23 protein-coding genes are annotated in these 25,083 nt (G+C 62.3%); 11 read left to right on the top strand and 12 right to left on the bottom strand.

What is annotated here, in order from left to right; all coding sequences use genetic code 11:
• Nucleotides 1-7: 7 nt before the first annotated feature.
• Both thiE and ACP7B3_RS25580 read right to left on the bottom strand, forming a co-directional pair.
• Entirely contained in the window at nt 8-637 is a 630-nt protein-coding gene (gene thiE, locus ACP7B3_RS25585; protein WP_145162429.1) for a thiamine phosphate synthase, read from the bottom strand.
• A 19-nt stretch (nt 638-656) separates the two neighbouring features.
• Complete coding sequence (locus tag ACP7B3_RS25580) at nt 657-1,454, bottom strand: hydroxymethylpyrimidine/phosphomethylpyrimidine kinase (RefSeq protein ID WP_124418525.1); 798 nt, start codon at nt 1,452-1,454, stop codon at nt 657-659.
• A 286-nt stretch (nt 1,455-1,740) separates the two neighbouring features.
• Between ACP7B3_RS25580 and ACP7B3_RS25575 the strand changes: the two genes are divergently transcribed.
• The 4 genes from ACP7B3_RS25575 to ACP7B3_RS25560 all read left to right on the top strand — a co-directional run bounded on the left by ACP7B3_RS25575 (nt 1,741) and on the right by ACP7B3_RS25560 (nt 8,225).
• Nucleotides 1,741-4,119 (top strand): hybrid sensor histidine kinase/response regulator, encoded by a 2,379-nt coding sequence (locus ACP7B3_RS25575; protein WP_262206751.1) that lies wholly within the window; start codon nt 1,741-1,743, stop codon nt 4,117-4,119.
• An 89-nt stretch (nt 4,120-4,208) separates the two neighbouring features.
• Nucleotides 4,209-5,858 (top strand): acyl-CoA dehydrogenase family protein, encoded by a 1,650-nt coding sequence (locus ACP7B3_RS25570; protein WP_145162423.1) that lies wholly within the window; start codon nt 4,209-4,211, stop codon nt 5,856-5,858.
• A gap of 186 nt (nt 5,859-6,044) precedes the next feature.
• Nucleotides 6,045-7,517: an AMP nucleosidase gene (gene amn / locus ACP7B3_RS25565; protein ID WP_178119700.1), complete on the top strand. Its 1,473-nt coding sequence runs from the start codon at nt 6,045-6,047 to the stop codon at nt 7,515-7,517.
• A gap of 72 nt (nt 7,518-7,589) precedes the next feature.
• Nucleotides 7,590-8,225: a pseudouridine synthase gene (locus ACP7B3_RS25560; RefSeq protein ID WP_426181760.1), complete on the top strand. Its 636-nt coding sequence runs from the start codon at nt 7,590-7,592 to the stop codon at nt 8,223-8,225.
• Here the strand turns inward: ACP7B3_RS25560 and ACP7B3_RS25555 are convergent.
• A complete protein-coding gene (locus ACP7B3_RS25555; protein ID WP_007975837.1) occupies nt 8,220-8,429 on the bottom strand; it encodes a DUF2788 domain-containing protein in 210 nt (69 codons plus the stop codon). The genes ACP7B3_RS25560 and ACP7B3_RS25555 overlap by 6 nt on opposite strands.
• 195 nt (nt 8,430-8,624) lie before the next feature.
• Nucleotides 8,625-9,104, bottom strand: coding sequence for an Lrp/AsnC family transcriptional regulator (locus tag ACP7B3_RS25550; RefSeq protein ID WP_003194418.1), 480 nt, complete (start codon nt 9,102-9,104; stop codon nt 8,625-8,627).
• A 442-nt stretch (nt 9,105-9,546) separates the two neighbouring features.
• Here ACP7B3_RS25550 and ACP7B3_RS25545 point away from each other — a divergent pair, with 442 nt between their 5' ends.
• Entirely contained in the window at nt 9,547-10,641 is a 1,095-nt protein-coding gene (locus ACP7B3_RS25545) for a DUF6515 family protein (protein WP_426181757.1), read from the top strand.
• Here ACP7B3_RS25545 and ACP7B3_RS25540 read toward each other — a convergent pair.
• Together ACP7B3_RS25540 and ACP7B3_RS25535 are read right to left on the bottom strand one after the other, a co-directional pair.
• A complete protein-coding gene (locus tag ACP7B3_RS25540) occupies nt 10,638-11,531 on the bottom strand; it encodes a cation diffusion facilitator family transporter (RefSeq protein WP_426181754.1) in 894 nt (297 codons plus the stop codon). The two genes, ACP7B3_RS25545 and ACP7B3_RS25540, sit on opposite strands and share 4 nt — an antisense overlap.
• 15 nt (nt 11,532-11,546) lie before the next feature.
• Complete coding sequence (locus ACP7B3_RS25535; RefSeq protein WP_106579351.1) at nt 11,547-11,966, bottom strand: polyribonucleotide nucleotidyltransferase; 420 nt, start codon at nt 11,964-11,966, stop codon at nt 11,547-11,549.
• Between the two features lie 252 nt (nt 11,967-12,218).
• On the opposite strand from ACP7B3_RS25535, the gene hrpB reads away from it, so the two are divergent.
• Nucleotides 12,219-14,726: an ATP-dependent helicase HrpB gene (gene hrpB, locus ACP7B3_RS25530; protein WP_426181751.1), complete on the top strand. Its 2,508-nt coding sequence runs from the start codon at nt 12,219-12,221 to the stop codon at nt 14,724-14,726.
• Nucleotides 14,727-14,863: 137 nt separating this feature from the next.
• Here hrpB and ACP7B3_RS25525 read toward each other — a convergent pair whose 3' ends face one another.
• On the bottom strand, nt 14,864-15,952 hold the full coding sequence (locus tag ACP7B3_RS25525; RefSeq protein ID WP_262206748.1) for an endonuclease/exonuclease/phosphatase family protein: 1,089 nt from the start codon (nt 15,950-15,952) through the stop codon (nt 14,864-14,866).
• Nucleotides 15,953-15,991: 39 nt separating this feature from the next.
• Complete coding sequence (locus ACP7B3_RS25520) at nt 15,992-16,651, bottom strand: YciC family protein (RefSeq protein WP_416364965.1); 660 nt, start codon at nt 16,649-16,651, stop codon at nt 15,992-15,994.
• 180 nt (nt 16,652-16,831) lie between these two features.
• Between ACP7B3_RS25520 and ACP7B3_RS25515 the strand changes: the two genes are divergently transcribed.
• From ACP7B3_RS25515 to ACP7B3_RS25505, 3 genes are all read left to right on the top strand, one after another.
• Complete coding sequence (locus ACP7B3_RS25515; protein WP_416364966.1) at nt 16,832-17,599, top strand: DUF2076 domain-containing protein; 768 nt, start codon at nt 16,832-16,834, stop codon at nt 17,597-17,599.
• A 128-nt stretch (nt 17,600-17,727) separates the two neighbouring features.
• A complete protein-coding gene (locus tag ACP7B3_RS25510) occupies nt 17,728-18,204 on the top strand; it encodes an NYN domain-containing protein (RefSeq protein WP_119740929.1) in 477 nt (158 codons plus the stop codon).
• Nucleotides 18,205-18,233: 29 nt separating this feature from the next.
• Complete coding sequence (locus ACP7B3_RS25505; RefSeq protein WP_145162310.1) at nt 18,234-18,845, top strand: 3'-5' exonuclease; 612 nt, start codon at nt 18,234-18,236, stop codon at nt 18,843-18,845.
• Nucleotides 18,846-19,101: 256 nt separating this feature from the next.
• Here ACP7B3_RS25505 and ACP7B3_RS25500 read toward each other — a convergent pair whose 3' ends face one another.
• Together ACP7B3_RS25500 and ACP7B3_RS25495 are read right to left on the bottom strand one after the other, a co-directional pair.
• Nucleotides 19,102-19,410 (bottom strand): DUF3077 domain-containing protein, encoded by a 309-nt coding sequence (locus ACP7B3_RS25500; RefSeq protein ID WP_426181744.1) that lies wholly within the window; start codon nt 19,408-19,410, stop codon nt 19,102-19,104.
• Nucleotides 19,411-19,741: 331 nt separating this feature from the next.
• Complete coding sequence (locus ACP7B3_RS25495; protein WP_145162303.1) at nt 19,742-20,194, bottom strand: Lrp/AsnC family transcriptional regulator; 453 nt, start codon at nt 20,192-20,194, stop codon at nt 19,742-19,744.
• A gap of 160 nt (nt 20,195-20,354) precedes the next feature.
• On the opposite strand from ACP7B3_RS25495, the gene yedA reads away from it, so the two are divergent.
• Both yedA and ACP7B3_RS25485 read left to right on the top strand, forming a co-directional pair.
• The gene (gene yedA, locus ACP7B3_RS25490; RefSeq protein WP_242200337.1) at nt 20,355-21,251 is read left to right on the top strand and encodes a drug/metabolite exporter YedA; all 897 of its coding nucleotides are present in this window, start codon (nt 20,355-20,357) and stop codon (nt 21,249-21,251) included.
• 48 nt (nt 21,252-21,299) lie between these two features.
• Entirely contained in the window at nt 21,300-22,637 is a 1,338-nt protein-coding gene (locus tag ACP7B3_RS25485) for a DEAD/DEAH box helicase (RefSeq protein ID WP_426181739.1), read from the top strand.
• A 122-nt stretch (nt 22,638-22,759) separates the two neighbouring features.
• Here ACP7B3_RS25485 and ACP7B3_RS25480 read toward each other — a convergent pair whose 3' ends face one another.
• Both ACP7B3_RS25480 and ACP7B3_RS25475 read right to left on the bottom strand, forming a co-directional pair.
• A complete protein-coding gene (locus tag ACP7B3_RS25480) occupies nt 22,760-23,986 on the bottom strand; it encodes a TIGR03862 family flavoprotein (protein WP_426181736.1) in 1,227 nt (408 codons plus the stop codon).
• 170 nt (nt 23,987-24,156) lie between these two features.
• A complete protein-coding gene (locus tag ACP7B3_RS25475; RefSeq protein ID WP_145162292.1) occupies nt 24,157-25,077 on the bottom strand; it encodes a histone deacetylase family protein in 921 nt (306 codons plus the stop codon).
• Nucleotides 25,078-25,083 lie beyond the last annotated feature (6 nt).

Raw genomic sequence — 25,083 nt, 5'->3', positions numbered from 1 at the left:
GGGCTCTCTAAACTGAAATTTTAAGAAGATCGTTGAATGCGCGCGCGCGGCGCGTGACTTCCTGGGTGCTGTCGGCACCGAACAGGCCGTGCACCACGGCGAGCAGGTCGGCACCGTGGGCCACCAGCGGTTCGGCGTTTTCCAGGGTGACGCCGCCGATCACGCAGATCGGCAGCTGCAGGCGCGCGCGGGCCTGGGCCAGCATGTCAACGGTGGCGGCGGGTGCGCCGGGCTTGGTGTTGGAATTGAAGAAGCGGCCGAAGGCGACGTAGCTGGCGCCTTCTTTGGCGGCCTGTTCGGCCAGTTCGATCTGGCTGTGGCAGGTGGCGCCGATGATCGCTTTGGAACCGAGCAACGCTCGGGCCGGAGTCAGTGGGCCGTCGGTTTGGCCCAGGTGTACGCCCACGCCCAGGCGCGCGGCCAGTTCGGCGTCGTCATTGATAATGAGCTGGGTCTTGTAGCGCGAGCACAGCTCGCGCAGTTTCTCCGCCTCTCGCAGGCGGCGGGCTTCGTCGCTGCTTTTGTCGCGGTACTGCAGCAGGGTTACGCCGCCGTCCAATGCCGCTTCGACGTAGGCGAGAAATTTGCCGGCCAACAGTTGGCTGTCGGTAATGGCATACAGGCCACGTAGTTTCATCGGGCAGGCCTCTTGTGCTTTAAGAGCAGAAATCCAGCGGCAAACGGCGCGGCACGAACTGGCCCTGGCCGAGTTGTTCGGCGTCACGCAAGGTGCGCCAAGTGTAGTTGAGCGCCGACTGCACAGCACTGACCAGGCCTTCGCCCTGGGCGATGCGACCGGCCAGTGCGCTGGCCAGCGTGCAGCCCGAACCATGATAGCTGCCGGGCAGGCGCTGGCAGGTAAAGGTCTGGCGCGTGCCGTCGCGGCTGTACAGGCGATTGTGCACTTCATGCTCGTCGCCGTGGCCGCCGGTTATCAGCAGGTGCTTGATAAACGGCAGCAGCTTCTCGGCGCATTCGTCCGCGGTGCCTTCAGGCAATTCGGCGAGGATGCGCGCTTCAGGCAAGTTGGGCGTGGCGATCAGCGACAACGGCAGCAGCCGCTCGCGCATCGCGTAGCCGACTTCGTCCTTGCCCAGGCTGCCACCGCCGCCGGCCCGCAGCACCGGGTCGCACACCACCGGCAGGTGCGGGTGCGCCTGCAGCAGTTCGACCACGGTGTCGACCATCGCGGTAGAGCCGAGCATGCCAAGCTTGACCGCCGCCACTTCGGAATCGCCGAGCACGGCATTCGCCTGGGCCAGGACCCACTCGCGGTCGAGCACGCGGAAATCGCTGACATTGACGGTGTTCTGCACGGTCAGGGCGGTAACGGCCGGAGCCGCATGACAGCCTTGGGCGAGCAGGGCTTCGATATCTGCCTGCAGGCCGGCGCCACCACTTGGGTCATGGCCGGAGAGACAGAGGACAACGGGGCGAGAGCTGTAGATATTCATGGTGCGCGAGCTTACCACCAAACGCTTTTTGCGTGGCTGTCTGGCGAGGGTTGAATTTTGCCGCTGTCCAGGCGCATTTATGGCTGATAGCCATTATCGAGTGTTGGGTCATAAATGCGTTGAAAGCCGCGTGCTAGAGCCTTTCAAAAAATTATTTCAATGGTGTCTAATGGCCTCCAGCGGCTATGCTAGAGTGGATCCAAACAACTTACTGTATCGCCGGCATACGTCTTCTCAAAAGGAATGGGGGCTTTTGACATAACCGGACAGGCCACGCTGGGGCTCTATGCGCTATTTGCTGATCTTATTATTGTGCGGGCTGCCGATGCTCGCCGGCGCCGTCGAGTTCAATCAGAGCACTCGAAGCCTGCCGCTGGGCCGGGTCATGCAAGTACTCGAAGACCCTACCGACGCCCTCACCATCGCCCAAGTCAGTTCCCCCGCCTACGCCGCCCAGTTCAAGACCCACGACCAAGCCACCCTCAATGCCGGTTATTCACGCTCGGTGTTCTGGCTCAAGGTCGATCTGCATTACACCGCCACTGACCCTCGCGCGCCGCGTACCTGGTTTCTGGAGCTGGCGTACCCGCCGCTGAACCGTCTGGACCTGTACCAGAACGACGGCACCGGCGGCTACCGACTGACCACCCGCACCGGCAGTGCACTGCCTTTTTCCAGCCGTGAAGTGCGCCAGAGCAATTACCTGTTCAAGCTCAACTTTGTGCCCGACCAGCAGCAAACCGTGTACCTGCGCCTGCAAAGCGAAGGCTCGATCCAGGCGCCGTTGACGCTCTGGGCCGGCACAGCCTACCTGGAAGAACAGCCGCTGCGCTTGTATGTGCTGGGCGCCATCTATGGCGTACTGCTGGGGATGCTGGTCTACAACCTGTTTATCTACCTCAGCGTACGCGACACCAGCTACCTCTATTACATCCTGTATATCGCCTCGTTCGGCCTGTACCAACTGTCAGTCAATGGCGTGGCCGTGGAGTACTTCTGGCCGAACAACCCGTGGTGGTCGAATGCAGCGGTGCCGTTCCTGATCGGGTCGGCAGCGCTGTTCGGCAGCCTGTTCGCGCGCAGCTTCCTGCACACCGCGCAGCACAGCCGCTGGCTCGACCGGATCTTGCTGGCGCTGGCGACCTGCGGCGCGGTGGTGATGGTGCTGGCGCTGCTGACCAGCTATGCGGTGGCCCTGCGCCTGGCCACCGGTCTGGCGCTGGTGTTTACCGTGACCATCTTTGTTGCCGCGATCAAGGCCTGGTATTGCGGCCAGCGCATGGCGCGGTATTTCATCATCGCCTGGTCGGCATTCCTGCTCGGCGGGGTGGTCAACACGATGATGGTGTTGGGCTACCTGCCGAATATGTTCCTCACCATGTACGCCAGTCAGCTCGGCTCGGCCATCGAAGTGGCGCTGCTCTCACTGGCCCTGGCGGACCGCATCAATGGCATGCGTGAGCAGCAGGCGCAAATCCTGTTCGACGCCAGCCAGAAACTCGAAGTGCTCAACCAGCAACTCGCGCGCAGCAATCGTCTGAAAGACGAATTCCTCGCCACCCTGACCCACGAACTGCGCACACCGATGAATGGCGTGATCGGCTCCCTTGAGCTGATGCAAACCGTGCCGTTGGACGATGACCTGGCGCAGTACCAGCAAACCGCCGCCGGCTCGGCGCGGGACATGATGCGCATGGTCAACGGCATCCTCACCCTGACCGAACTGCAAGCCGGGCGCCTGACCGCCCAGCCCCAGGTGTTCAGCCTGCGCGGTGCGCTCGACACCTTGCGTCAGCAGTTCAGCACCGGCGCGCAGAACAAGGGCCTGGCATTTTCCATCGACGTGGCGGACGAGTTGCCGGACCGCGTGATCGGCGATGCCGACAAACTGATCCAGTGCATGGATTGTCTGCTCGACAACGCGTTCAAGTTCACCCACGAAGGCGCGGTGCGCCTGCGCGTGGTGGGTGTTCCACAAAACGATGGCAGCTTGCGCCTGAGCTTTATCGTCACCGACAGTGGTATCGGCTTCGCTTTCCTCGACGAGGCCACGCTGTATCAGCGCTTCTTCCAACTCGACGGCTCAACCACCCGCGAATACGGCGGCCTGGGCATCGGCCTGGCGATCTGCCGACAGCTGATCGAACTGCTCGGTGGGCGCCTGACCCATCATTCCGAGCCGCGCAAGGGCAGCCGTTTCCAACTCGAGGTGACGGTAAGCCCGGTGCCACCTGAGCCCAAAGCGACGCCCCAGGAAACCTTGACGCAGCGCGCGCCCCACGAGTGCGCGGTGCTGCTGGTGGACGACAACAGCGTCGGCCAACTGGCGGTGCGTGGCATGCTGCTCAAGCTGGGTTATCGGGTGAAAACCGTGGACAACGGTTCGTCTGCGCTGGCGATGCTGCAGAGTGAAACATTTGATGCGGTGCTGCTGGATGTGCCTGAAGGCGGGTTCTCATTGTGCTGTCAGATTCGTGCACTGCCGGGGTGTGGCGAACTGCCGGTGATCGCCCTGAGTACCTCACTGAATGGGACGGACCGGGAGCGCTGCCATGGCATCGGCATCACTGACCGGCTGGCCAAGCCCGTGCGTTTTGAAGCGCTGCAGGCGGTGCTGGAGCGTCGGCTGCTGTGCCCGTTAGAGGGCGAAAGTGCCGGACATTAGGCGCGTATGCCACTTTTTTAAGCCCGGTGACGGTGCTTAACTGAAATTCAGGCCTCAACTGCACGTGGCCTTTTTTCAGGAGGCCCGTCATGAACCTGCATCAGTTCGCCGAAACCCACGACGTCACCAATCAGCCACCGTCTCTGGACGGCACCAACCTGTACCGCATCGACGTGCCCCTGCAAGAGTGGTCGCGCCGCTTTGGCGCCGGCTGGGCCCATGCGCGTATCGATGCGTATGGCGCACTGGCGGGCGGGCCGTTGATGGCGGCCGGGTTCCTGGCAAACGAGAACAAGCCGGTGTTCAACAGCCATGACCGCTATGGCCATCGCATCGACTGCGTGGCGTTTCATCCGGCGTACCACGAGCTGATGCGCACCGCCGTCGAGCATGGCCTGCCATCGCTGCCGTGGGCGCACCCACAACCCGGCGCCCATGTGGCGCGCGCCGCCATGACCTACCTGCACAGCCAGGCCGAAGCGGGCACCGGCTGCCCGCTGACCATGACCTTCGCCTGCGTACCGGCCCTGCGCCTGCAACCGGATCTGGCGCAGACCTGGCTGCCGAAAATCCTCAGCACCGAATACGACCCGCGCAATGTCGGCATCGCCCACAAGGCCGGGGCCACCATCGGCATGGCCATGACCGAGAAGCAGGGTGGCACCGACGTGCGCGCCAACACCACCCGCGCGTATCCAGTGGGCGCGGGCGGCCCAGGGCAAGCCTATGAACTGGTGGGGCACAAGTGGTTCTGCTCGGCGCCGATGTGTGATGCGTTCCTCACGTTGGCGCAGACCGACAAAGGACTGACCTGTTTCCTGCTGCCCCGGCACCGCCCGGATGACACCCGCAACGAGTTCTACATCCAGCGCCTGAAAAACAAACTCGGTAACTGCTCCAACGCCTCCAGCGAAGTGGAGTTTCGGGGCGCGTTGGCCTGGATGATCGGCGAAGAGGGCCGTGGCGTGCCGACCATTATCGAAATGGTCGCCATGACCCGCTTCGACTGCATGGTTGGCTCCAGCGCGCTGATGCGTCAGGCGTTGACCCAGGCCAGTCATCATTGCGCGCACCGCTTGGTAGGTGGCCGTGTGTTGAGTGAGCAGCCGCTGATGCAAAACGTATTGGCCGACCTGGCCCTGGAAAGCGAGGCGTCGCTGGCATTGAGCATGCGCATGGGCCGGGCGCTGGATCATCTGGATAACGAGCAGGAAGCCAAATTTGCCCGGCTGGTGACGGCAGTGGGCAAGTATTGGATCTGCAAGCGCGCGCCAGCAATGATCAACGAGGCGGCCGAGTGCATGGGCGGTGCCGGGTATGTCGAGGACAGCATCCTCCCGCGCTTGTACCGTGAGGCGCCGGTGAATTCAACGTGGGAAGGTTCCGGCAATGTGCAGTGCCTGGACGTGTTGCGGGCGCTGTCGAAAGAGCCGGGCGTGCTGGAGGCGCTGTTTGTCGAACTCGGGGACGGGCATGGCCACACGCAACTGGCGCGGCATATCGAGCAGCTGAAGTCGGCGTTCATGGACACTCAGGACATCCAGTACCGCGCCCGCCAACTGACCGAGGATATTGCCGTGGCGTTGCAGGCCAAACTGTTGCTGGAGGCCGGGAACGCGGCGGTCAGTGATGGCTTTATCGCCAGCCGCTTGGGCGAGTCGTCCGGTCGGGTGTATGGCACCTTGCCGCGAGGCGTGGATGTAGAAGCGATCGTCGCGCGTTCAACCCCAACCCTCTGACTACATTCGGTCAAAATGTGGGAGCGGGCTTGCTCGCGAATACGGTTCTTCAGTGACTGAGCAGGTGACTGATACACCGCATTCGCGAGCAAGCCCGCTCCCACATTATTAACCGCATTCCAATCACTACTGTTTCAGTGAGGCCGGGATACAGGCAAGATAAAGGCCTGCAAGTCAGAACACAGGATGCTTACCGTGACCGAAGCTTTTGTTGTCGTTCAAACCGCCGAAGAAGCCGTGGATCGGCTGGCGGCTCTTCACGAGCGCGCTACCGGCGCGCTCAATCAAGCCCTCAAGCAATACCTCAAGGACCGCGTCGAGCCCGACGCCGCGCAACGCGCACTGTTTCGCTATCCAGAACTGCGCCTGACCTACCATTGCCATGGCGAAGTCCCACAGACCACTCGGGCGTACGCCAAGGTTCAGTTGCCGGGGACCTACAGCGTCACCGTCACCCATCCGGGCGCATTCCGTAAGTACCTGCTGGAGCAGCTGGTGCCGCTGATGCACGACTTCACCGTGACGGTGGAAGTCGGCGTGAGCCAACAGAATATTCCGTACCCGTATGTGGTGGAGCAGGGCGACGAACTGGCCGGCTCCGGCGTGACCGCCGCGACCCTGGCGCGCGTGTTCCCCAGCACCGACCTGTCCGCGGCCACCGACGGTATCGCCGATGGCCTTTACGACTGGGAAAACACCGACCCGCTGCCGCTGGCGCTGTTCGATGCCGCCCGCGTGGACTTCTCCCTGCGCCGCCTGGTGCACTACACCGGCAGCGACTGGCGCCATGTGCAGCCGTGGATCCTGCTGACCAACTACCATCGCTATGTTGACCAGTTCATCCTGCATGGCCTGGAGCAATTGCGCAGTGACCCGCGGTTTATCCGCATGGTGCTGCCGGGCAACGTGATCATCGACAAGAGCATGGACCACGGCGAAGCCTCGGCGATTGCGGCGGGCGTGGTCTGGCACCGTTACCAGATGCCTGCCTATCACCTGCAGGCCACTGATGGCCACGGCGTGACCCTGGTGAACATCGGCGTCGGCCCGTCCAACGCCAAGAACATCACCGACCACCTGGCCGTGCTGCGCCCGCATTGCTGGCTGATGATTGGTCACTGCGGCGGCCTGCGCCAATCCCAGACCATTGGCGATTACGTACTGGCCCACGCCTACATGCGCCGCGACGGGATTCTGGACCGCGTAGTGCCGCCGAATATTCCGATCCCGGCCCTGGCCGAAGTGCAGATGGCCCTGCAGCAAGCGGCGGCCAACGTTACCGGCGAAAAAGGCGAGGAGCTGAAAAAGCGCCTGCGCACCGGCACCGTGTTGACCTACGACGACCGCAACTGGGAGCTGCGTTGGGCCCAGGAACGGCCGCTGATCAACCTGTCCCGCGCCGTGGCCGTGGACATGGAAAGCGGCACCATCGCCGCCCAGGGTTATCGTCTGCGGGTGCCATATGGCACGTTGCTGTGCGTCTCGGACAAACCGCTGCACAGCGAGATCAAGCTGCCAGGTTCGGCCAACGCGTTCTATGAGCGTGCGGTCAGCCAGCACTTGAAGATCGGCATCGAGGCGGTGGACCTGTTGCGCACCGAACTCAACTCGCTGCACTCGCGCAAACTGCGCAGCTTCGACGAGCCGCCGTTCCGCTAAGCGGTTGGGATGGTCATTTAGCGGTCAGGCCACTAGCATTGTCGGTCCTGACCGTTAGATGTTCCTTTTGCCATGTCCCGTCCCACCCGTCCCGACTCGCGCCGCCCTGGCGTGAAACCTGCGTATCCCGCTCCCCGGCGTGTCGCCAAGGCGCCACCGGCCGAGCCGAAACTGATCCTGTTCAATAAACCGTTCGATGTGCTGACCCAGTTCAGCGACGAAGGCGGGCGCGCGACCCTCAAGGATTTTATCAACATCCCCGGTATCTACCCGGCTGGCCGCCTGGACCGTGACAGCGAAGGCCTGCTGCTGCTGACCAACGATGGCCAACTGCAGGCGCGGATTGCCGACCCCAAGCACAAGCTGGCGAAAACCTACTGGGTGCAAGTCGAGGGCGAACCGACCGAAGAGCAATTGCAGCGCCTGCGCGACGGCGTGGAGCTTAATGACGGCATGACCTTGCCGGCGCAAGCCCGGCAGTTGGACGAACCTGAATTATGGCCGCGCAACCCGCCGGTGCGCTTTCGCAAGAGCGTGCCCACGCACTGGCTGGAGCTGGTGATTCGTGAAGGGCGTAACCGCCAGGTACGGCGCATGACCGCTGCGGTGGGCTTACCGACCTTGCGCCTGGTGCGCGTGCGTATCGGGGATTGGTCGATTGATGGCCTGGACCAAGGCCAATGGAAGGAAGTGCCGGCGCGTTTATAAGGCGCCGGATTCGATCAGGCCGATCACCACGCTCTTGATGATGAACGCGGCCACGCCCAGGCCCAGTACAAAGAACAGAATGAACGAGCCAAAGCGCCCGGCTTTGGATTTCTTCGCCAAGTCCCAAACGATAAAGCCCATGAAAATGATCAGAATGGTGACCAGGCCAGTCATCATCCATTCTTCAAACACGGCGGGGTCGATGTTGTTCATGTGGGAATTTTCCGGCAGGGCAGGCGGGAAGTATAAAGCAGGGCATCAGGCGCAACATTGACCTGAGTCTTGACGCGGTCAATGTGGGAGCTGGCTTGCCCGCGATAGCATCAACTGGGGCTGGCTGATACACCGAGTGGCCTGTATCGCAGGCAAGCCAGCTCCCACATTTGATCTTCTGCAACCTTAAGTACGCAGGTGGGTCAGCGGCAATTCGGTGCTGTTGAGTACCTGATTGAGTACAAAGCTCGAGCGCACGCTGGTCACGCCTTCAATGCGGGTCAGGTGGCCCAGCAGCAGTTTCTGGTAGTGATCCATGTCCGGCACCACCACTTTCAACTGATAGTCCGCATCCATCCCAGTGACCAAACTGCATTCGAGCACTTGCGGCAGGGTGCGAATCGCCGCTTCGAAATTCTCGAAACGCTCGGGTGTGTGGCGGTCCATGCCGATCAGCACATAGGCCGTTAGGCTCAGGCCGAGCATCTTGCGATCGAGCAAGGCGACCTGGCGCGCGATGTAGCCATCGTCTTCAAGCTGCTTGACCCGGCGCGAGCAGGGCGAAGGCGACAAGCCGATACGCTCGGCCAACTCCTGGTTGGAGATCCTCGCGTCGCGCTGCAATTCCGCCAAAATACTCAGGTCGTATCGGTCAAGCTTGCTCATTGGGTTGGCCTTTGTCGTAACTATTGCGGCGAATTATCTATGAAGGGTTAAAAATTGCGCAAGCACTGTTTATTGACGCAATCTTCGCAATCATCTGTCGGCGCGGCGGGCCTATGATTACCAACAGAATCACCGCCTGGACAACAGTCCACTGCAGCCCGCCCAATCAGGCCCGCTGCGGCCGCCGCCCGAGCAGGGTTGAGTCGGCCTCCAGGCTGCACACTGTCCACAAGACGGCGTGAGGTGAGCCAACGTCAAAAGCGTTGAGCACGGACGAAATTCTCAAGGGGTGGCCGACGGGTCACCCCTTTTTCTTTGCGCGCGTTTTTACCCAAAAAAATACTTCTCGTGACTGATAACCTGTCTCAGAACCGGGCGAGGCTTTTCCAGTCTCATCTATGAGGCCGGACGTTCTAGGCCCTTATCCGCAGTGAGGAATAGCATGAAGCGCATCTGGCGTATGGCAGGTGTAGGTTTGCTGATGATGACCGTTGGCTCGCAAGTAATGGCCGACGACCCGCGCTCTGAAGGGGGCGGTCAGCATGAAAGAGGTCCCGAAGGCGGACGGCAAGGCAACGAACAGCCGCGACCGCAAAATAACCAACCACGCCCGCAGAACAATCAACCGCGCCCGGAAATCAACCAGCCGCGCCCGCAGAACCCGCGTGTCGAGAACAATCAGCCTCGGCCGCAAAACCAGCATTTTGATCGCGCCGAACAACAGCAGCACGGCGGTGGGCAATGGCAAGGTCGCCCGCAAGGTGCCGAACAGCCTCGGCCAGCGCCACAGCCCGCGAATAACCTGCCGATTCAGGGGCGCCCGGACACGGTTCGGCAAACCCAGGAGCCGCGCCAGGGTCACTATCAGGACATCCCGCGCCGTAACGATGGCAACCAGCATTGGCAGGCCGGCAATGGCCCCGGGCGCCCAGGTGGCGGGTTCAATAATGGTCACCCCAACGACAACCGCTGGCCGGGTCGCCCCAGTGGGCACGGCACTGGTTGGGGCCCTGGCCCGCAATATCGCCCCGGCTATACGGTAGATCGGTTCCCCGACCGCAACTACCGCGTGCCTTACCGTGGCCAGGATTATTTCTTCTCCGGCGGCTACTGGTATCGCCCGCAAGGCCCGCGTTATGTCGTGGTGACGCCGCCGTACGGCATCCGCGTGCAATACCTGCCGGACTATGCGCGCGAAGTGTGGGTGGGGAGCGCGCTGTTCTTCCTCGCAGCGGGTTCGTACTACACCTACGAAAGCGCCACCCAGCAGTACGTGGTAGTGCAGCCGCCGACAGAAGTGCCGGCACCGCAACCCGCGCCGCAGGGCAATGGCTATGACGTGGTGGCCTACCCGGCCAACGGCCAGTCACCGGCGCAGGTGCAGCAGGACGGCTACGACTGTTATCGCTGGGCAGTGCAACAAAGCGGTTTCGACCCACGGACCGTCACCTACGCCCCGGACCCCGCGGTGGTGCAAACCTACCGCCAAGCCCAGGGCAACTGCCTCACCAGCCGCGGGTATCAGGTGCAGTACTAGGCCTTATTGCCCGTGACCACTTCCCGCGGGTCGGCGTGCACCAGCACTTCGGCGCGCGGGTAGGCGTTGTGAATGGCATCGGCGGCCTGGTCGCTGATGCCGTGGGCAACCGACAACGATAATTCCCCCGGCAACTCCAGATGCAGTTGCACAAACCAGTGGCTGCCGGAAATCCGCGTGCGCAAATCATGTGCACCCAACACGCCTGGCACACCGCGCGCCAGTTCCAGCATGTGCTGGCTCACATCGGCTGGCAGTTCCTCGTCCATCAACACCGCAAAGCTTTCACGGGCGATCTGGATGGCGCTCCACAAAATGTACGCGGCGATGCCCAGGCCGAACCACGCATCGACCTGATTGAAGCCAAACCCCGCCAACACCAACGCCACCAGAATGCTGCCATTGAGCATCAAGTCTGAACGGTAGTGCAGCGAGTCCGCGCGCACGGCGTAGGAGCCGGTTTCGCGGATCACCCGGTGTTGCAGCATCAGCAGCGCCACCGTCATCACCAGCGAAAACACGATGACCCCGATGCTCAGCCAAGGCGCGCCGACCGGTTCCGGATGGTGCAAACGCTGGTACGCCTGGAACGCGATCAACACCGCACTGCCGGCGATAAACAACGCCTGGGCCATGCCCGACAGCGACTCCGCCTTGCCATGCCCATAACGGTGGTCATCATCGGCCGGGCGCAGCGCGTAATGCACTGCCAGCAGGTTGAGCAACGAGGTCACGCCATCAAGCAGCGAGTCGGTCAACCCGGCGAGCATGCTCACCGAGCCACTGAACCACCAGGCAATGGCCTTGGTAATAATCAGCGCACAGGCCACGCCCACCGACGCGCGGGTGGCCAGGCGCAAGAGCCTTGCGTGTTCGGGACTGCTGGTCATAAGCGGGTCGAATCCTTAAGCGGCGGGCTGCAGGCCCAGGGAGGCGAGTTGTTGCACGCTGCCCTTGAACTGGATCATGCGCGGGTCATCCAGCGGCAGAGTGCGGCCGGTTTCCTTCTGGATGATGGTTTGCAGCTTGGCGTTATCGACCTTGCCGTCGGCGCCGATGGCTTCATGCAGTTTCTCGGGCGCGACTTGAGCCGTTTTGCCGGGCTCGAAGTAAATCGCGCCGGTGGCGAAGTCCACGCCGAATGCGATCAGGCCGGGGATCACATAGAACAGCAGGCCCACGGCGTCGAGCACGGCAATCGCCGGGTCGATCTTGCCGTCGATCTGGCCACGGCGGTCCGGGTAGAAAATCGAGCCGCAGGCGGTCAGTTGGCTCAGCAGGGTGACGGCGAGGACACCGCCGATGACACGGGAAGCGATACGCATGGGAATCTCCTGAACACGGTTGAAAGATGACTATAAGCAAGTCTACAAGGCAACGCTGATCAAGTGTGGGAGCGGGCTTGCTCGCGAATGCAGTCTGCCAGTTGATAAGTCTGTTGACTGACCCACCGCTTTCGCGAGCAAGCCCGCTCCCACACTTAACCGCGTTACCCGTGGGATTGTGCGGTGTCTTTGAGACCAGCACCGGCACCCGGCAGTTCGCCGTTATACTCGCCGCTCTGCTTTGGAGCCAGTATGAATTCGTTGCCGATCGATGATGTTTTACCCGCCCTGCGTGACGCCTTGGCGATTCGCCATGAAGCCGTGCTGGAAGCGCCGCCCGGCGCCGGTAAAACCACCCGCGTGCCCTTGGCATTATTGAAAGAACCGTGGCTCGCCGGGCAGACCATCCTGATGCTCGAACCCCGGCGCCTGGCCGCGCGTGCGGCCGCCGAACGGTTGGCCAGCGAGCTGGGCGAAAAGGTCGGCGAAACCGTCGGCTATCGCATCCGTCTCGACAGCAAGGTCGGCCCCAATACACGCATCGAAGTGGTCACCGAAGGCATCCTCACCCGCCGCTTGCAGGACGACCCGGCGCTGGAAGGCGTGGGCCTGCTGATCTTTGACGAATTCCACGAGCGCAGCCTCGACGCCGACCTCGCGCTGGCCCTGAGCCTGAATGGCCGCGATCTGTTTCGCGACGAACAACCGCTGAAAATCCTGCTGATGTCCGCCACCCTCGAAGGCGAACGCCTGTCCGGCCTGCTGGATGACGCGCCGATCCTGCGCAGCGAAGGGCGCATGTTCCCGGTGCAGATGCGCTGGGGCCGCCCGTACCAGGCCGGTGAATTCATCGAGCCGCGTGTGGTGCAGACCGTCCTTGAAGCTGTGCATGACGAGACCGGCAGCATTCTCGTCTTTCTGCCAGGGCAGGCCGAGATTCGCCGGGTTAATCAACAACTCGCCGACGCTTTGGGTGATCGCCCGGATGTGCTGCTGTGCCCGCTGCATGGCGAGCTTGACCTCAACGCCCAACGCGCCGCCATTGACCCGGCGCCCGCCGGCAAACGCAAAGTGGTGCTGGCCACCAACATCGCCGAGACCAGCCTGACCATCAACGGCGTGCGCGTGGTGATCGACGCCGGGCTGGCGCGGGTCCCGCGTTTCGACCCCGGCAGCGGCATGACCCGCCTCGACACCCAACGCATCTCCCGCGCCAGCGCCACCCAGCGGGCCGGCCGGGCAGGGCGCCTGGAGCCGGGCGTGTGTTATCGGCTGTGGTCCGAAGACCAGCATGAAGGCCTGGCGGCGTATGGCAGTGCGGAAATCCTCGCCGCCGACCTTGCCGGGCTGGCCTTGCAACTGGCGCGTTGGGGCGTCACGCCCACGCAACTGGTGTGGCTGGATGTGCCGCCGACTGCCGCGTACGCCCAGGCTCAGGATTTGCTGGTGCGTCTGGGCGCGTTGAACGACGACAAACTCACCGCCCATGGCCAGAAGATGGCCGAGTTGCCCGCGCATCCGCGTATCGCCCACCTGTTGCTGCGCGGGCAGGACCTGGGGCTGGCGGCCACGGCGTGTGACGTCGCCGCGCTGTTGGGCGAGCGTGACATCTTGCGCGGCGCCGGTGCCGATTTGCACAGCCGGCTGGCGCTGATGTCCGGCGAGGAGCGTGCGCGAGGTACTCAAGGCGGCGTGCAGCGCGCCAAGCAACTTGCCCGGCAATACCGCAGCTATTTAAGAGGCCAGGCGACTCAGGCCGTGCCCGATCCCGATCACCCGCGTTGGCTCGGCGCCCTGCTGGCGCTGGCCTACCCGGACCGCGTCGCCCAGCAACGTCGCCCCGGCGGCGCCGAATACCGCCTGGCCAATGGCCGTGCCGCGCTGTTCGCCGAGGCCGACAGCCTGATGAAACAAGCGTGGCTGGTGATCGCCGACCTCGGCAGCCGTCAGGGCCAGCGCGAAGAGCGCATCTACCTCGCGGCCGACTTCGATCCGGCGCTGTTCGACACAGTGCTTGCCGAGCAAGTGCGCAACGTCGATCAGCTGGATTGGGACGAGCGCGAAGGCGTGCTGCGCGCGGAGCGCCAGCGCAAAGTCGGCGAACTGGTGCTCAGTCGCGAACCGCTGAGCGGTCTGGACGAGTCCGCGCGCAGCCAGGCGTTGGTCAACCTCGTGCGCCGCAAAGGCCTGGAGCTGCTGCCGTGGACGCCTGAACTGCGCCAATGGCAGGCCCGCGTCATGCTGCTGCGTCAGCTGGACGCCGGCAAAACCAGTGAGTGGCCGGATATCAGCGACAAGGCTTTGCTCGCCAGCCTGGAGCATTGGCTGATGCCGTACTTGGGCAAAGTCTCGCGCCTGAGCCACTTCGCCAACCTGGATATCTCCAGTTTCCTGCACAACCTGTTGCCCTGGCCGCTGCCCCAGCGCCTGGACGAGCTGGCGCCGCAGCACGTGAAGGTGCCCTCGGGCTCCTCGGTGCGTTTGGACTACAGCGAACAGCCGCCGATTCTGGCGGTGCGCTTGCAGGAATTGTTCGGGCTGGCGGACACGCCGCGTATTGCCGGTGGGCGCCAGGCGGTCAAGCTGCACCTGCTGTCCCCGGCGCGCCGGCCGGTGCAGGTGACCCAGGATCTGGCGAACTTCTGGCGCAGCACGTATGCCGAGGTGAAAAAGGATTTGAAGGGGCGGTACCCGAAGCATTACTGGCCGGATGACCCGTTGGTGGCCGAACCCACCGCCCGGATCAAACCGCGCAAGTAAAGCTTGTGGAGAGCAAATTTGGGAGCTGGCTTGCCTGCGATGCAGACGACTCGGTGTACCTGTTTCACCGAGGCGATGCTATCGCAGGCAAGCCAGCTCCCACAAAAGCCCACACACATTGAGCTTTGTGGTGTGGGTTATTGCGCGGCCGGGAGCAGGAACCGGGCGATCACTGGTAGGTGGTTGGAGATACGCAGTGTGTCTTCTTGCCGTACTTTGGCCTCTATCCGCTTGATCCTTGGGCTGTAGAACAAATAATCCAACGTCCGATCCGGCCCATCCACACTTGGGTCATTGGGGAAGTGCGTAAGCCACTTCGCCCGGTCAATCCCACTGGATTCACTGTTACTGGGGATCATCGGGTATTTATCCCACAGCAAATGCAGCTCGCTGTCTGGCGAATACTGCCCGCGCTTATCGGCGTCCAGGCGCAGGAATTGCCCCAGTGGCAGCAAGTTGAAGTCCCCACCGATCAGCCATGGCGTGCCACGCCCTTCGAATTTATCCAGCAGCTTCACGGTGGCTTTAGCCTGCTCCTGTACCGCCGACCGCCCAGGCATATCGCCATCCAGCCGGGTGTTGAGCACGGCCAATTGGCCACCATCGCTCAGCGGCAGGTAGGTCAGCAGCAACGCAGGCTTGGGTTGGAACTGGCGGCTGATGATGTTAGCTGGGGACACCGGCAGTTGCAGGCGTTCGGCGTGTTCGATCTGGTAGCGGCTGAGGGTCACCAGCTTGCGGCCGACGCTGCCGAAGATATGCAGGCTGGGCACAAAGTCGGCTTTCCAGTCGAAGGCCTGGGCGCTGCACGGGTAGAGATCGACCAAGCGTTCCTGCAGCAGTGCGATCTGGTCCTGGTAATGGGAGGGCTTGGCGTTTTCGTCGAGTTCCTGCAGCAGCAGGATGTCGGGTTGTTCGTCGCGGATCACCCGCGCCACTTCGTCGAGGCTGGAGGCCATGTCTTCCACGGTAGGGCGATCATCCGGGCCGTTGCCGTCGGCGGTGTCGTACCAGAACACATAGTTCTTGCCCGCCAGGTATTGCACATTCCAGGTCATGACCTTCAGCGCCTGCCCGGGCAGCAGCGTTGGCGCACGCGGCGCGACGCAGCTGACGGGCAGGGTTTGTTTGTCGGCAGGGCGCCAGGTCAGGCTGTAGATCAGGGCGGCGAGCAGGCCCGCGATAATCAGCAGGCTCAACAGGGTGATGCGCAATAAACGGGTCATCGGCTCGGCTTATGGCGTTTCAGGAGTGGCAGGAGCATATCACCGCGCGTCGGCATCGCCACCGATCAGCATGAATAAACGGAACAGCACCACGCTGGTAAACAGTTGCAAAAAGCTTTGGGCGCTGTCGAGCACGGTGGCGAGCATTGGGCTCGGGCTGGGGTAGACGGCATCAGTGGCTTCCTTGAGCAGCAACAGCGGCATCATCACACACAGCAGGCATACCAGGATTCGCCAAAAATGCCCGCGAGTCAGGCGCAAACTTTCCTGCATCGCCCCCAGCGCCGACAGGCCGCGCAGCACCAGCAGGTACTCGGCAAAACCGAGCACGACCATCAGCCACAGGCCGGGTAGGTAAAACAGTGACAGGCCCAGCCAGACCAGCAATGTACTTATCGCGGTCAGCACGGCGAAACGTGGCCATAGGGTCAAGGCCGTCGCCCACAAGTCTTTAGTGCGCGGCGAGTCGCCACGCGTGCGGGCATCCAGAAACAAGATCAAGGCGCCGACGTACAGCGGGTACATCACCAACCCCACCACAATGCTGTAGGCGCGCGAAGCATCCGGCGCCAGCGTGTGCTCGATTACCTGTTGCAGCAGGGCTTCGAGGATCACCAGGGGCAGGCACAGCTGTACGATGGCGCCCAGGTTACGCTGAGTAAAACGGAAGGAGTCGCGCAATACGTCTAACGGATTCATCAGGTTCATCACAGACCGAAAAGCAAGGCCCACATTTTAACCGATCATGACGAGAGGTAAGCAAACGTAAACCTTGCGTAAAGACCATTGAAACGTCTGGTAACAGCCCCATAACTAGTGCGTAGCTCGCCTGATCACAGGCGGGCCCATGATTTTTACCGGCAATCTAACGAGGTCGCCATGAACAGCGAAGAGCAAACCCTGATCGATGGACTGTTTTCACGGCTGCAGCAAGCCGAAACGGACTCAGCCCCCCGCGACGCCCTGGCCGAAGCGCGGATCAAGGAGCACATGACTCGCCAACCGGCCGCCGGGTACTACATGACCCAGTCGATCCTGGTGCAAGAACACGCGATCAAGAGCCTCGACGCGCAGAACAAGCAGCAGGCGCAGCAGATCCAGCAATTGCAGGATGAGTTGCAGCAGGCCAAGGCTCAGGCAGCACAGCCGGCGCCGAGCAGTGGCGGTTTTCTGTCGAGCATCTTTGGCGGCGGCTCCCGTGACCCGCAACCTACGCAAAGTGCGCCGGCGGCTTCCGGTGGCGGCTGGCGTGAGCCTGGGCGGCCTTCGTTTGGCCAGCCTGCGCCCCAGCAAAACTACGGCGCGCCGCAGCAAAACTATCAACAGCCACAACAAGCGCCTGCAGCACCGATTGGCAGCGGCTTCCTTGGCGGGGCGTTGAAAACCGCTGCCGGTGTGGCCGGTGGTGTGATGCTGGCCGAAGGCATCAGTAGCTTGTTCAACCACAACTCGCAACAGCCGCAAGTGGTGGAAGAAATCATCCGCGAAGAACCGGCGCCCGCCAGTGATAACGGCAATTGGGGCAACGACGACCAGAAGTTTGCCGGCAATGACAGCTGGGGCAGCGACAACGCCTCGGACAGCTTCGCCGACAGCGACTACAGCGACGATTCTTCCTCGTTTGGCGACGACGATTCCTTCGTCTGACCCGCCTTCAACCGGGGCGCTTCGTCGCCCCGGGCTGATTTTTCGCTGAAACTTTCCCATGGCTGGCATACTGGCGCCTTTGCGGGCTCTCACGTCCGAGGTCCAAGTGGCATCCATGGGGAAGTGCGGTGAAGAAAATTGCGGTGTTCGCCGATGTACAAAACCTCTATTACACCGTGCGCCAGGCCTACGGTTGCCACTTCAATTACGCCGCCCTGTGGGCTGACATCAGCGCGCGCGGGCAGATCGTCGAAGCCTATGCGTACGCCATCGACCGTGGCGACAGCAAGCAGCAGCAATTCCAGCAGATCCTGCGCAACCTGGGCTTTACGGTAAAACTCAAACCCTACATCCAACGCAGCGACGGCTCGGCCAAGGGCGATTGGGACGTGGGCATCACCCTCGACATCATGGACGCCGCCGACCACGTCGACGAAGTGGTGCTGGCCTCCGGCGACGGCGATTTCGACATGCTGCTCGAACGCATCATCCAAAAGCATGGCGTCGAAGCCGTGGCCTATGGCGTCCCGGGGCTGACGGCCAACTCGCTGATCCGCGCCGCCAGCCGCTACGTGCCGATCGAAGGCGCGCTGCTGCTTAAATAAGTCAATTGTCAGACGGAGTTGGAACAGGTTTGGAACGTATAGCGGTCATCGACTTTGAAACCACCGGCATCACCCCGAGCAGCCACTGCCGGGCCACGGAAATCGCGGTGGTCATCCTTGAACGCGGCCAGATCGTGGACCGCTACCAGAGCCTGATGAATGCCGGCGTGCGCGTGCCGGGGTTTATCGAACAACTCACCGGCATCAGCAACGCCATGCTGCGCAGCGCGCCACCGGCCGAGCGGGTGATGAACGAAGTGAATGAATTCGTCGGCACCACGCCGCTGCTGGCGCACAACGCCGCGTTCGACCAGAAGTTCTGGGATTTTGAACTGGGCCTGATCCGTCGCACCCGCCTGCAAAAATTCGCCTGCTCGCTGCTGCTGGCCCGCCGCCTCATGCCGTCGGCGCCGAACCACAAACTCGGCACCCTCAACAGCTACGCCCAACTGCCCCACACCGGCAAGGCCCACCGGGCGATGGCGGATGCCGAAATGGCAGCTAACTTGACGGCGCACCTGGCCGAGCAATTGCGCGGTACGCATGGGTTGCGCGAACTGTCCCACGACCTGCTGTGCACCTTGCAGAAAGTGCCGGCGGCGAAGATCAATGAGCATCTGAAGAAGCATCGCGGGTTCTGAACCCTGCGCAGATCTCATGTGGGCGGAGGACTAATTGTGGAGAGCGGGCTTGTTGTGAGGAGCGGGCTTCTGTGGCGAGCGGGCTTGCCCCGCGTTGGGCTGCGCAGCAGCCCCAAACCCTGGCACCCATTTCCAACTGACAGAACGCGGTGACTTCATTAGGGCCGCTTCGCAGCCCAACGCGGGGCAAGCCCGCTCGCCACAGAAGCCCGCTCGCCACAACAAGCCCATTTGCCCCTAAAGCTCGCTTGTCAGGCTATCTAGGCTGCACGCATTCCAACGCCCGACCCACCACCTCCTTCGCCATCCCCACCAAATGCATCACCGCTCGCTGCTGCGCGCTGATCGTCTCACCCGCCACCTGCGCCGTCTCCACCGCGCAATGCAGCAAATCCGCCGCATGGGCGAGGGCGTCTTCGAAGCTCAGGTTGTCATTCAGCACAAAGTTGGGCGCATCCGGGGCGCAGGCTTTGAGGTAGTAGTCGATGGCTCGTCGGTTGAGCAGGGCGTCTTCGCTGAGGAAGTTTGTATGGTTATCAGTTGAAGCAGAGGTTGTTTTGACCATGTTGAGTCTCCGGGACTTGTAACTCTCTCCTTCGTCAATTTCGGCTTGCACTTCCGGTCACCGAAGGGCCGATGACGTGGGGAAGACTAGCGGCTGAATTTAGCTGGAACAAGGCATGAAATGTCGCTCGGAAACGTCCTTCAAAAGAATGGGAAGCGGTGACACAACTGACGCCATCGCAGGCAAGCCAGCTCCCACAGTAAATTTCCTGTTTGTTCGTTCCCACGCTCCGCGTGGTGACGCATCCTGTGACGCTCCGCGTCACGACCTCAAGAGCGGACGCAGAGCACCCTTGGCGGCACTCCCAAGCAGAGCGTGGGAACGATCGGTGTCAGGTGGCTTTCCCTTCCAACTGCCCCAACGGCACCCGCCGCGCTATCGCGCTCGACAAAATGATCGAGGTTTTACTGAACCCGAACTTCGCCACCCGGTTTATCAGGTTCTCCAGTTCCGGCATCGAGCCCACCGCGGCCTGCATGATCACGCACGGGTCGCCTGTCACGCGGTGGCATTCAGTCAGTTCGGGTATTTCCGCCAAGGCGTCGTAGACCTTCTGGCTGCCATTGTTGGTCAGGCGCAGCTCTATCGTGCATTGAATCGGCAGGCCAATTTTCGACAGGTCGACCTTGGCCTGATACCCGGTGATCACCCCGCTGGCTTCCAGCTTGGCCACGCGTTCAGCCACAGCAGGGGCGGAGAGGTTTACGGTGCGGGCCAACTGCGCATAGGAAGCGCGGCCATCTTCGAGCAGGGCGCTGAGGAGCATGCGGTCGTATTTATCCATGATAAGGCTCCGGTGATGCGTGGCTTTCGAATGCACGGGTTATAGCCTTCATAACCATGTTTTGAAAAGTGTATGGGCGCTTTAAACAGGTTTTGTAACTTATGTTCAGCGTGCTGCCTTTTTAGAATAAGCCTCCAATATTCTGCCGCAGAGCTACCCAATGCCTGGCCCACGTCGCTTTCCCTTACCGTTGATTGCCGCTTTTTTTGCGCTGTATGTGATCTGGGGTTCTACCTACCTGGTGATTCGAATCGGCGTGGAGTACTGGCCGCCGTTGATGCTGGGCGGGATTCGATTCCTGGTAGCGGGGTTGGTGATGTATGGCTATTTGCGCTGGCGCGGGGCGCCTGCGCCGACGTGGGTGCAGTGGAAGGCGGCGGCCAAGATCGGCGTTTTGCTGCTGACTTTTGGTAATGGTGCGGTGACGGTGGCCGAGCACACGGGCGTTGCTTCCGGCGTGGCCGCGTTGGCGGTGGCGACGGTGCCGTTGTTCACGTTGCTGTGTGGGTATTTCTGGGGCGCACGCAATACGCGTCTGGAGTGGGCCGGAGTGGTGCTGGGGATTATCGGCATCGCCATGCTCAACATGGGCTCCAACCTGCAATCGAGCCCCACCGGCGCCATGTTGCTGCTGTTCGCCGCTGCCTCCTGGGCCTTCGGCTCAGTGTGGAGCCGGCACTTGCCGTTGCCTGCCGGCGCCATGGCCAGTGCGGCCGAGATGATCATCGCCGGTGCCCTGCTGCTGGTGGGCAGTGCGCTGACCGGTGAGCGCCTGCATGCCGTGCCGCCGATTGAAGGCTGGCTGGCCTTGGCTTATTTGGCTGTGTTCGGCTCGATCATCGCCTTCAATGCCTATATGTACCTGCTCAAACACGTGCGCCCGGCGGCGGCGACCAGTTATGCCTACGTGAACCCGGCCGTCGCGGTGTTGTTGGGTATTGTCTTCGTCGGCGAGACCATCGGCATGGAGGAAGCCTTGGCGATGCTGGTGATCATCAGCGCGGTGTTGCTGATCAGCCTGCCCCAGTGGCGAAAGCCCAAGCCGGAAATAAGGTAAACTGCCGCGCATTACGCCCTTGCGCTGAATTTTTCCTACGGTAAACACATGACTTTCGCCACCCTTGGCCTGATCGAACCCTTGCTGCGCGCCCTTGAGACGCTTGGCTACCAGACCCCGACGCCGGTGCAGGCGCAAGCCATTCCGGCGGTGCTGGCCGGTCGCGACCTGATGGCCGCGGCCCAGACCGGCACCGGCAAGACCGCAGGTTTCGCCTTGCCGCTGCTGCAACTGCTGACCATGGAAGGGCCGAAAGTCGCCGCCAACTCGGCGCGTGCGCTGATTCTGTGCCCGACCCGCGAGCTGGCCGAGCAGGTTCACGCCAGCGTCGCCGAATACGCCCAACACCTGCCGCTGACCACCTACGCGGTGTACGGCGGCGTGAGCATCAACCCGCAGATGATGAAGCTGCGCAAGGGCGTCGACATTTTGGTCGCCACCCCTGGCCGCCTGATCGACTTGTTCCGCCAGAACGCGCTGAAGCTCAACCAGCTGCAAACCCTGGTGCTGGATGAAGCCGACCGCATGCTCGACCTGGGCTTCTCCGAAGAGCTGGCGAACATCTACCGCATGCTGCCGAAAAAGCGCCAGACCCTGCTGTTCTCCGCGACCTTCTCCGATGAGATCCGCTCGCTCGCCGGGCAGATGCTCAACGACCCGCTGAGCATTGAAGTCAGCCCGCGCAACGTCGCCGCCAACACCGTGAAGCAATGGGTGGTGCCGGTGGACAAGAAGCGCAAGCCGGAGCTGTTTGTGCACCTGATGCGCAAAGGTCGTTGGAAGCAGGTGCTGGTGTTTGCCAAGACCCGTAACGGCGTGGATGCGCTGGTGGACAAGTTGCAGGGCCTGGGCATCAATGCCGACGGCATCCACGGCGACAAACCGCAAGCAACCCGCCAGCGTGCGCTGGATCGCTTCAAATCCAGCGACGTGCAGATTCTGGTGGCCACCGACGTGGCAGCCCGTGGCCTGGACATCGAAGACTTGCCGCTGGTGGTCAACTTTGACCTGCCAATCGTGGCCGAAGACTACATTCACCGTATTGGTCGTACCGGCCGTGCGGGCAACACCGGTGAGGCGATTTCGCTGGTGTGTGCCGATGAGGTGAACATGCTGTCGGCCATCGAGATGCTCACGCGTCAGACCCTGACCCGCAAAACGGAGCCGGATTTCGAACCCGAGCACCGCGTGCCGGACACCGACGCCAGTGGGCAAGTGGTGAAGAAACCGAAAAAGCCGAAGAAACCCAAGACGTCGGGCGGTGGCGGCGGTAAACGTAATTTGGGTAAGTGGGTGGACAGCGGGGACGTAGCGCCGGCTGAACCGTCGATCAAGCCGGTGCGCAAAGTGCCGGTGTTCAACACAGGTCCGCGCAAGAAGAAGTGATTTTGCGGCGCTGCTGATGGCCTCATCGCAGGCAAGCCAGCTCCCACCTTTTGAATGTATTCACAGCTCAAAATGTGGGAGCTGGCTTGCCTGCGAGGGCGGCTCTGAATTCACCGCCGATTTCAGCGCCTAAGCCACTCCAGCATGCCCCGCGCCGCTGCCCGCCCACTGGCAAAGCACCCCGTCAGCAAATAGCCGCCCGTCGGCGCTTCCCAATCGAGCATCTCCCCGGCGCAAAACACGCCCGGCAATTGCTTGAGCATCAACCGCTCATCCAGCGCCTCAAACGGCACACCACCCGCCGTACTGATGGCTTCATCCATCGGCCGCGTTTTCACCAGCGTCAGCGGCAATGCCTTGATATCCACCGCCAGCTGCGCCGGATCATGAAAGTGTTCCGCAGGCGCCAACTCACGCAACAGCGCCGCCTTGACCCCATCCAGGCCCAACTGACTGTGCAAATGCTTGCTCATCGAGCGCGAACCACGCGGCTTGGCCAGTGCAGCCTGCACCTTGTCCAGCGGCTTGCTCGGCAGCAGGTCGATATGCACCGTGGCGGAGCCATCGCGATTGATCGCTTCACGAATCGGCGCCGAGAGCGCGTAGATCAAGCTGCCCTCGATGCCCATGGCGGTGACCACGCATTCGCCCAACCGTGGCTTGTCATCCGCCACACCAATGGCGACGTTTTTCAACGGCGCGCCGGCGAATTTGCTCACCATCAATTCGCTCCAAGCTGACACCTCAAAGCCGCAATTGCTTGGTTGTAACGGCGCGTAAGGCACGCCTTTGTCTTCCAGCAACGTGAGCCAGGCGCCATCGGAGCCCAGGCGCGACCAGCTGCCGCCGCCTAGGGCCAGCAACACCGCATCGCTGTGGACAGTTTTTTCGCCGTCCGGGCTGTGGATAAGTAAACCGCCGTCGGCCGTCCAGCCCAGCCAGCGATGGCGGGTGTGGATAACCACGCCTTGATCGCGCAGGCGTTTGAGCCAGGCGCGCAGCAGCGGGGCGGCTTTCATGTCGGTAGGAAACACGCGGCCGGAAGTGCCAACAAAGGTTTGTATGCCCAGCCCATGAATCCACTCGCACAACGCCTCGGCACCAAACGCTCGCAGCAGCGGCGCCATGTCCGGCGCGCGTTCGGCGTAGCGCGACAGGAACGCCGGGTACGCCTCGGAGTGGGTGATGTTCATGCCGCCCACGCCCGCGAGCAGAAACTTGCGGCCCACCGATGGCATGCCGTCATACAGGTCTACCCGCACGCCCGCCTGGCTCAGGACTTCAGCGGCCATCAGCCCGGCTGGGCCGCCGCCGATAAGAGTGACGTGTCGAGAAGGGAGCTGAGGCATGGGCAAGGCTACGGTCGCTGAATAGGCCGAGCATTCTACCCGACGGCAGCGTGGCTGCCTGATCAAAAAACGTACACTTTCCTACAGGCCATACGGCTGTTCGCTTTCAGGCGCTTACGCTCAAGTTATCCACAGGCCGTTCCACAGGCATTGTGGGTAACGCTCACACTTCAATGACAGCCTGATGACGTCCACACCCGCTGAGCGCTGTGGTGCAGGATGCCATGGCGGCGGGCCAGGGCCGGGCGGTCTTTGCTGTAGCCGCCACCGATCACGCCCATCACCGGAATGTCGCGGCCTAGGCAGTGGCGCATCACGCTTTCATCACGGGCGGCGACGCCTGCGTCTGTCAGCTTGAGGTAACCGAGGGCGTCGTCTTTGTGCACATCGACACCGGCGTCGTACAACACCAGGTCAGGCTGATAGAGCGGCAGCAAGTAGTTGAGCGCATCGTCCACCACCTTGAGGTAATCGGCGTCGCCCATGCCCATGGGCAGCGGGATGTCCCAGTCGCTCTGGGCCTTGCGTGCGGGGAAGTTCTTTTCGCAATGCAGCGACACGGTGATGGCATCCGGCGTGTCGTGGAGGATGCGTGCAGTGCCGTCGCCCTGGTGCACGTCGCAGTCGAAGATCAGCACGCGGTTGACCCGGCCGCTGGCCAGCAGGTAATGGCTGATCACCGCCAGGTCATTGAAGATGCAAAAGCCGGCCGGGTAATCGTAATGGGCGTGGTGGGTGCCGCCCGCGAGGTGGCAGGCCAGGCCGTGTTGCAGCGCTTGTTCGGCCGCGAGGATCGAACCGCCGACCGCGCGCACGGTGCGCCGCGCCAGGGCTTCGTTCCACGGCAGGCCGAGGCGCCGTTGGTCTTCGCGGGACAACTCGCCGCCCATGTAGCGTTCGATATACCCAGCGTCATGGGCCAGGGCCAGAATCTCGGGTGGGCACAGTTCGGGGCGCAGCAATTGGCTGTCCTCGGTCAGCCCGCTGTCCACTAGGTGATCGCGCAACAGGCGAAACTTGTCCATGGGAAACCGGTGGTCTGCCGGGAACTCAGGGCTGTAGTCATCGTGGTAGATCAATGGCAAGGGCATGGGATT

Source organism: Pseudomonas sp. TWRC1-2 (genome assembly GCF_049896685.1).
In the GTDB taxonomy this organism is placed as follows: Bacteria; Pseudomonadota; Gammaproteobacteria; order Pseudomonadales; family Pseudomonadaceae; genus Aquipseudomonas.
The sequence above is the reverse complement of the archived record's forward strand: the minus strand, read 5'-3'. Positions and strand labels throughout refer to the sequence as shown.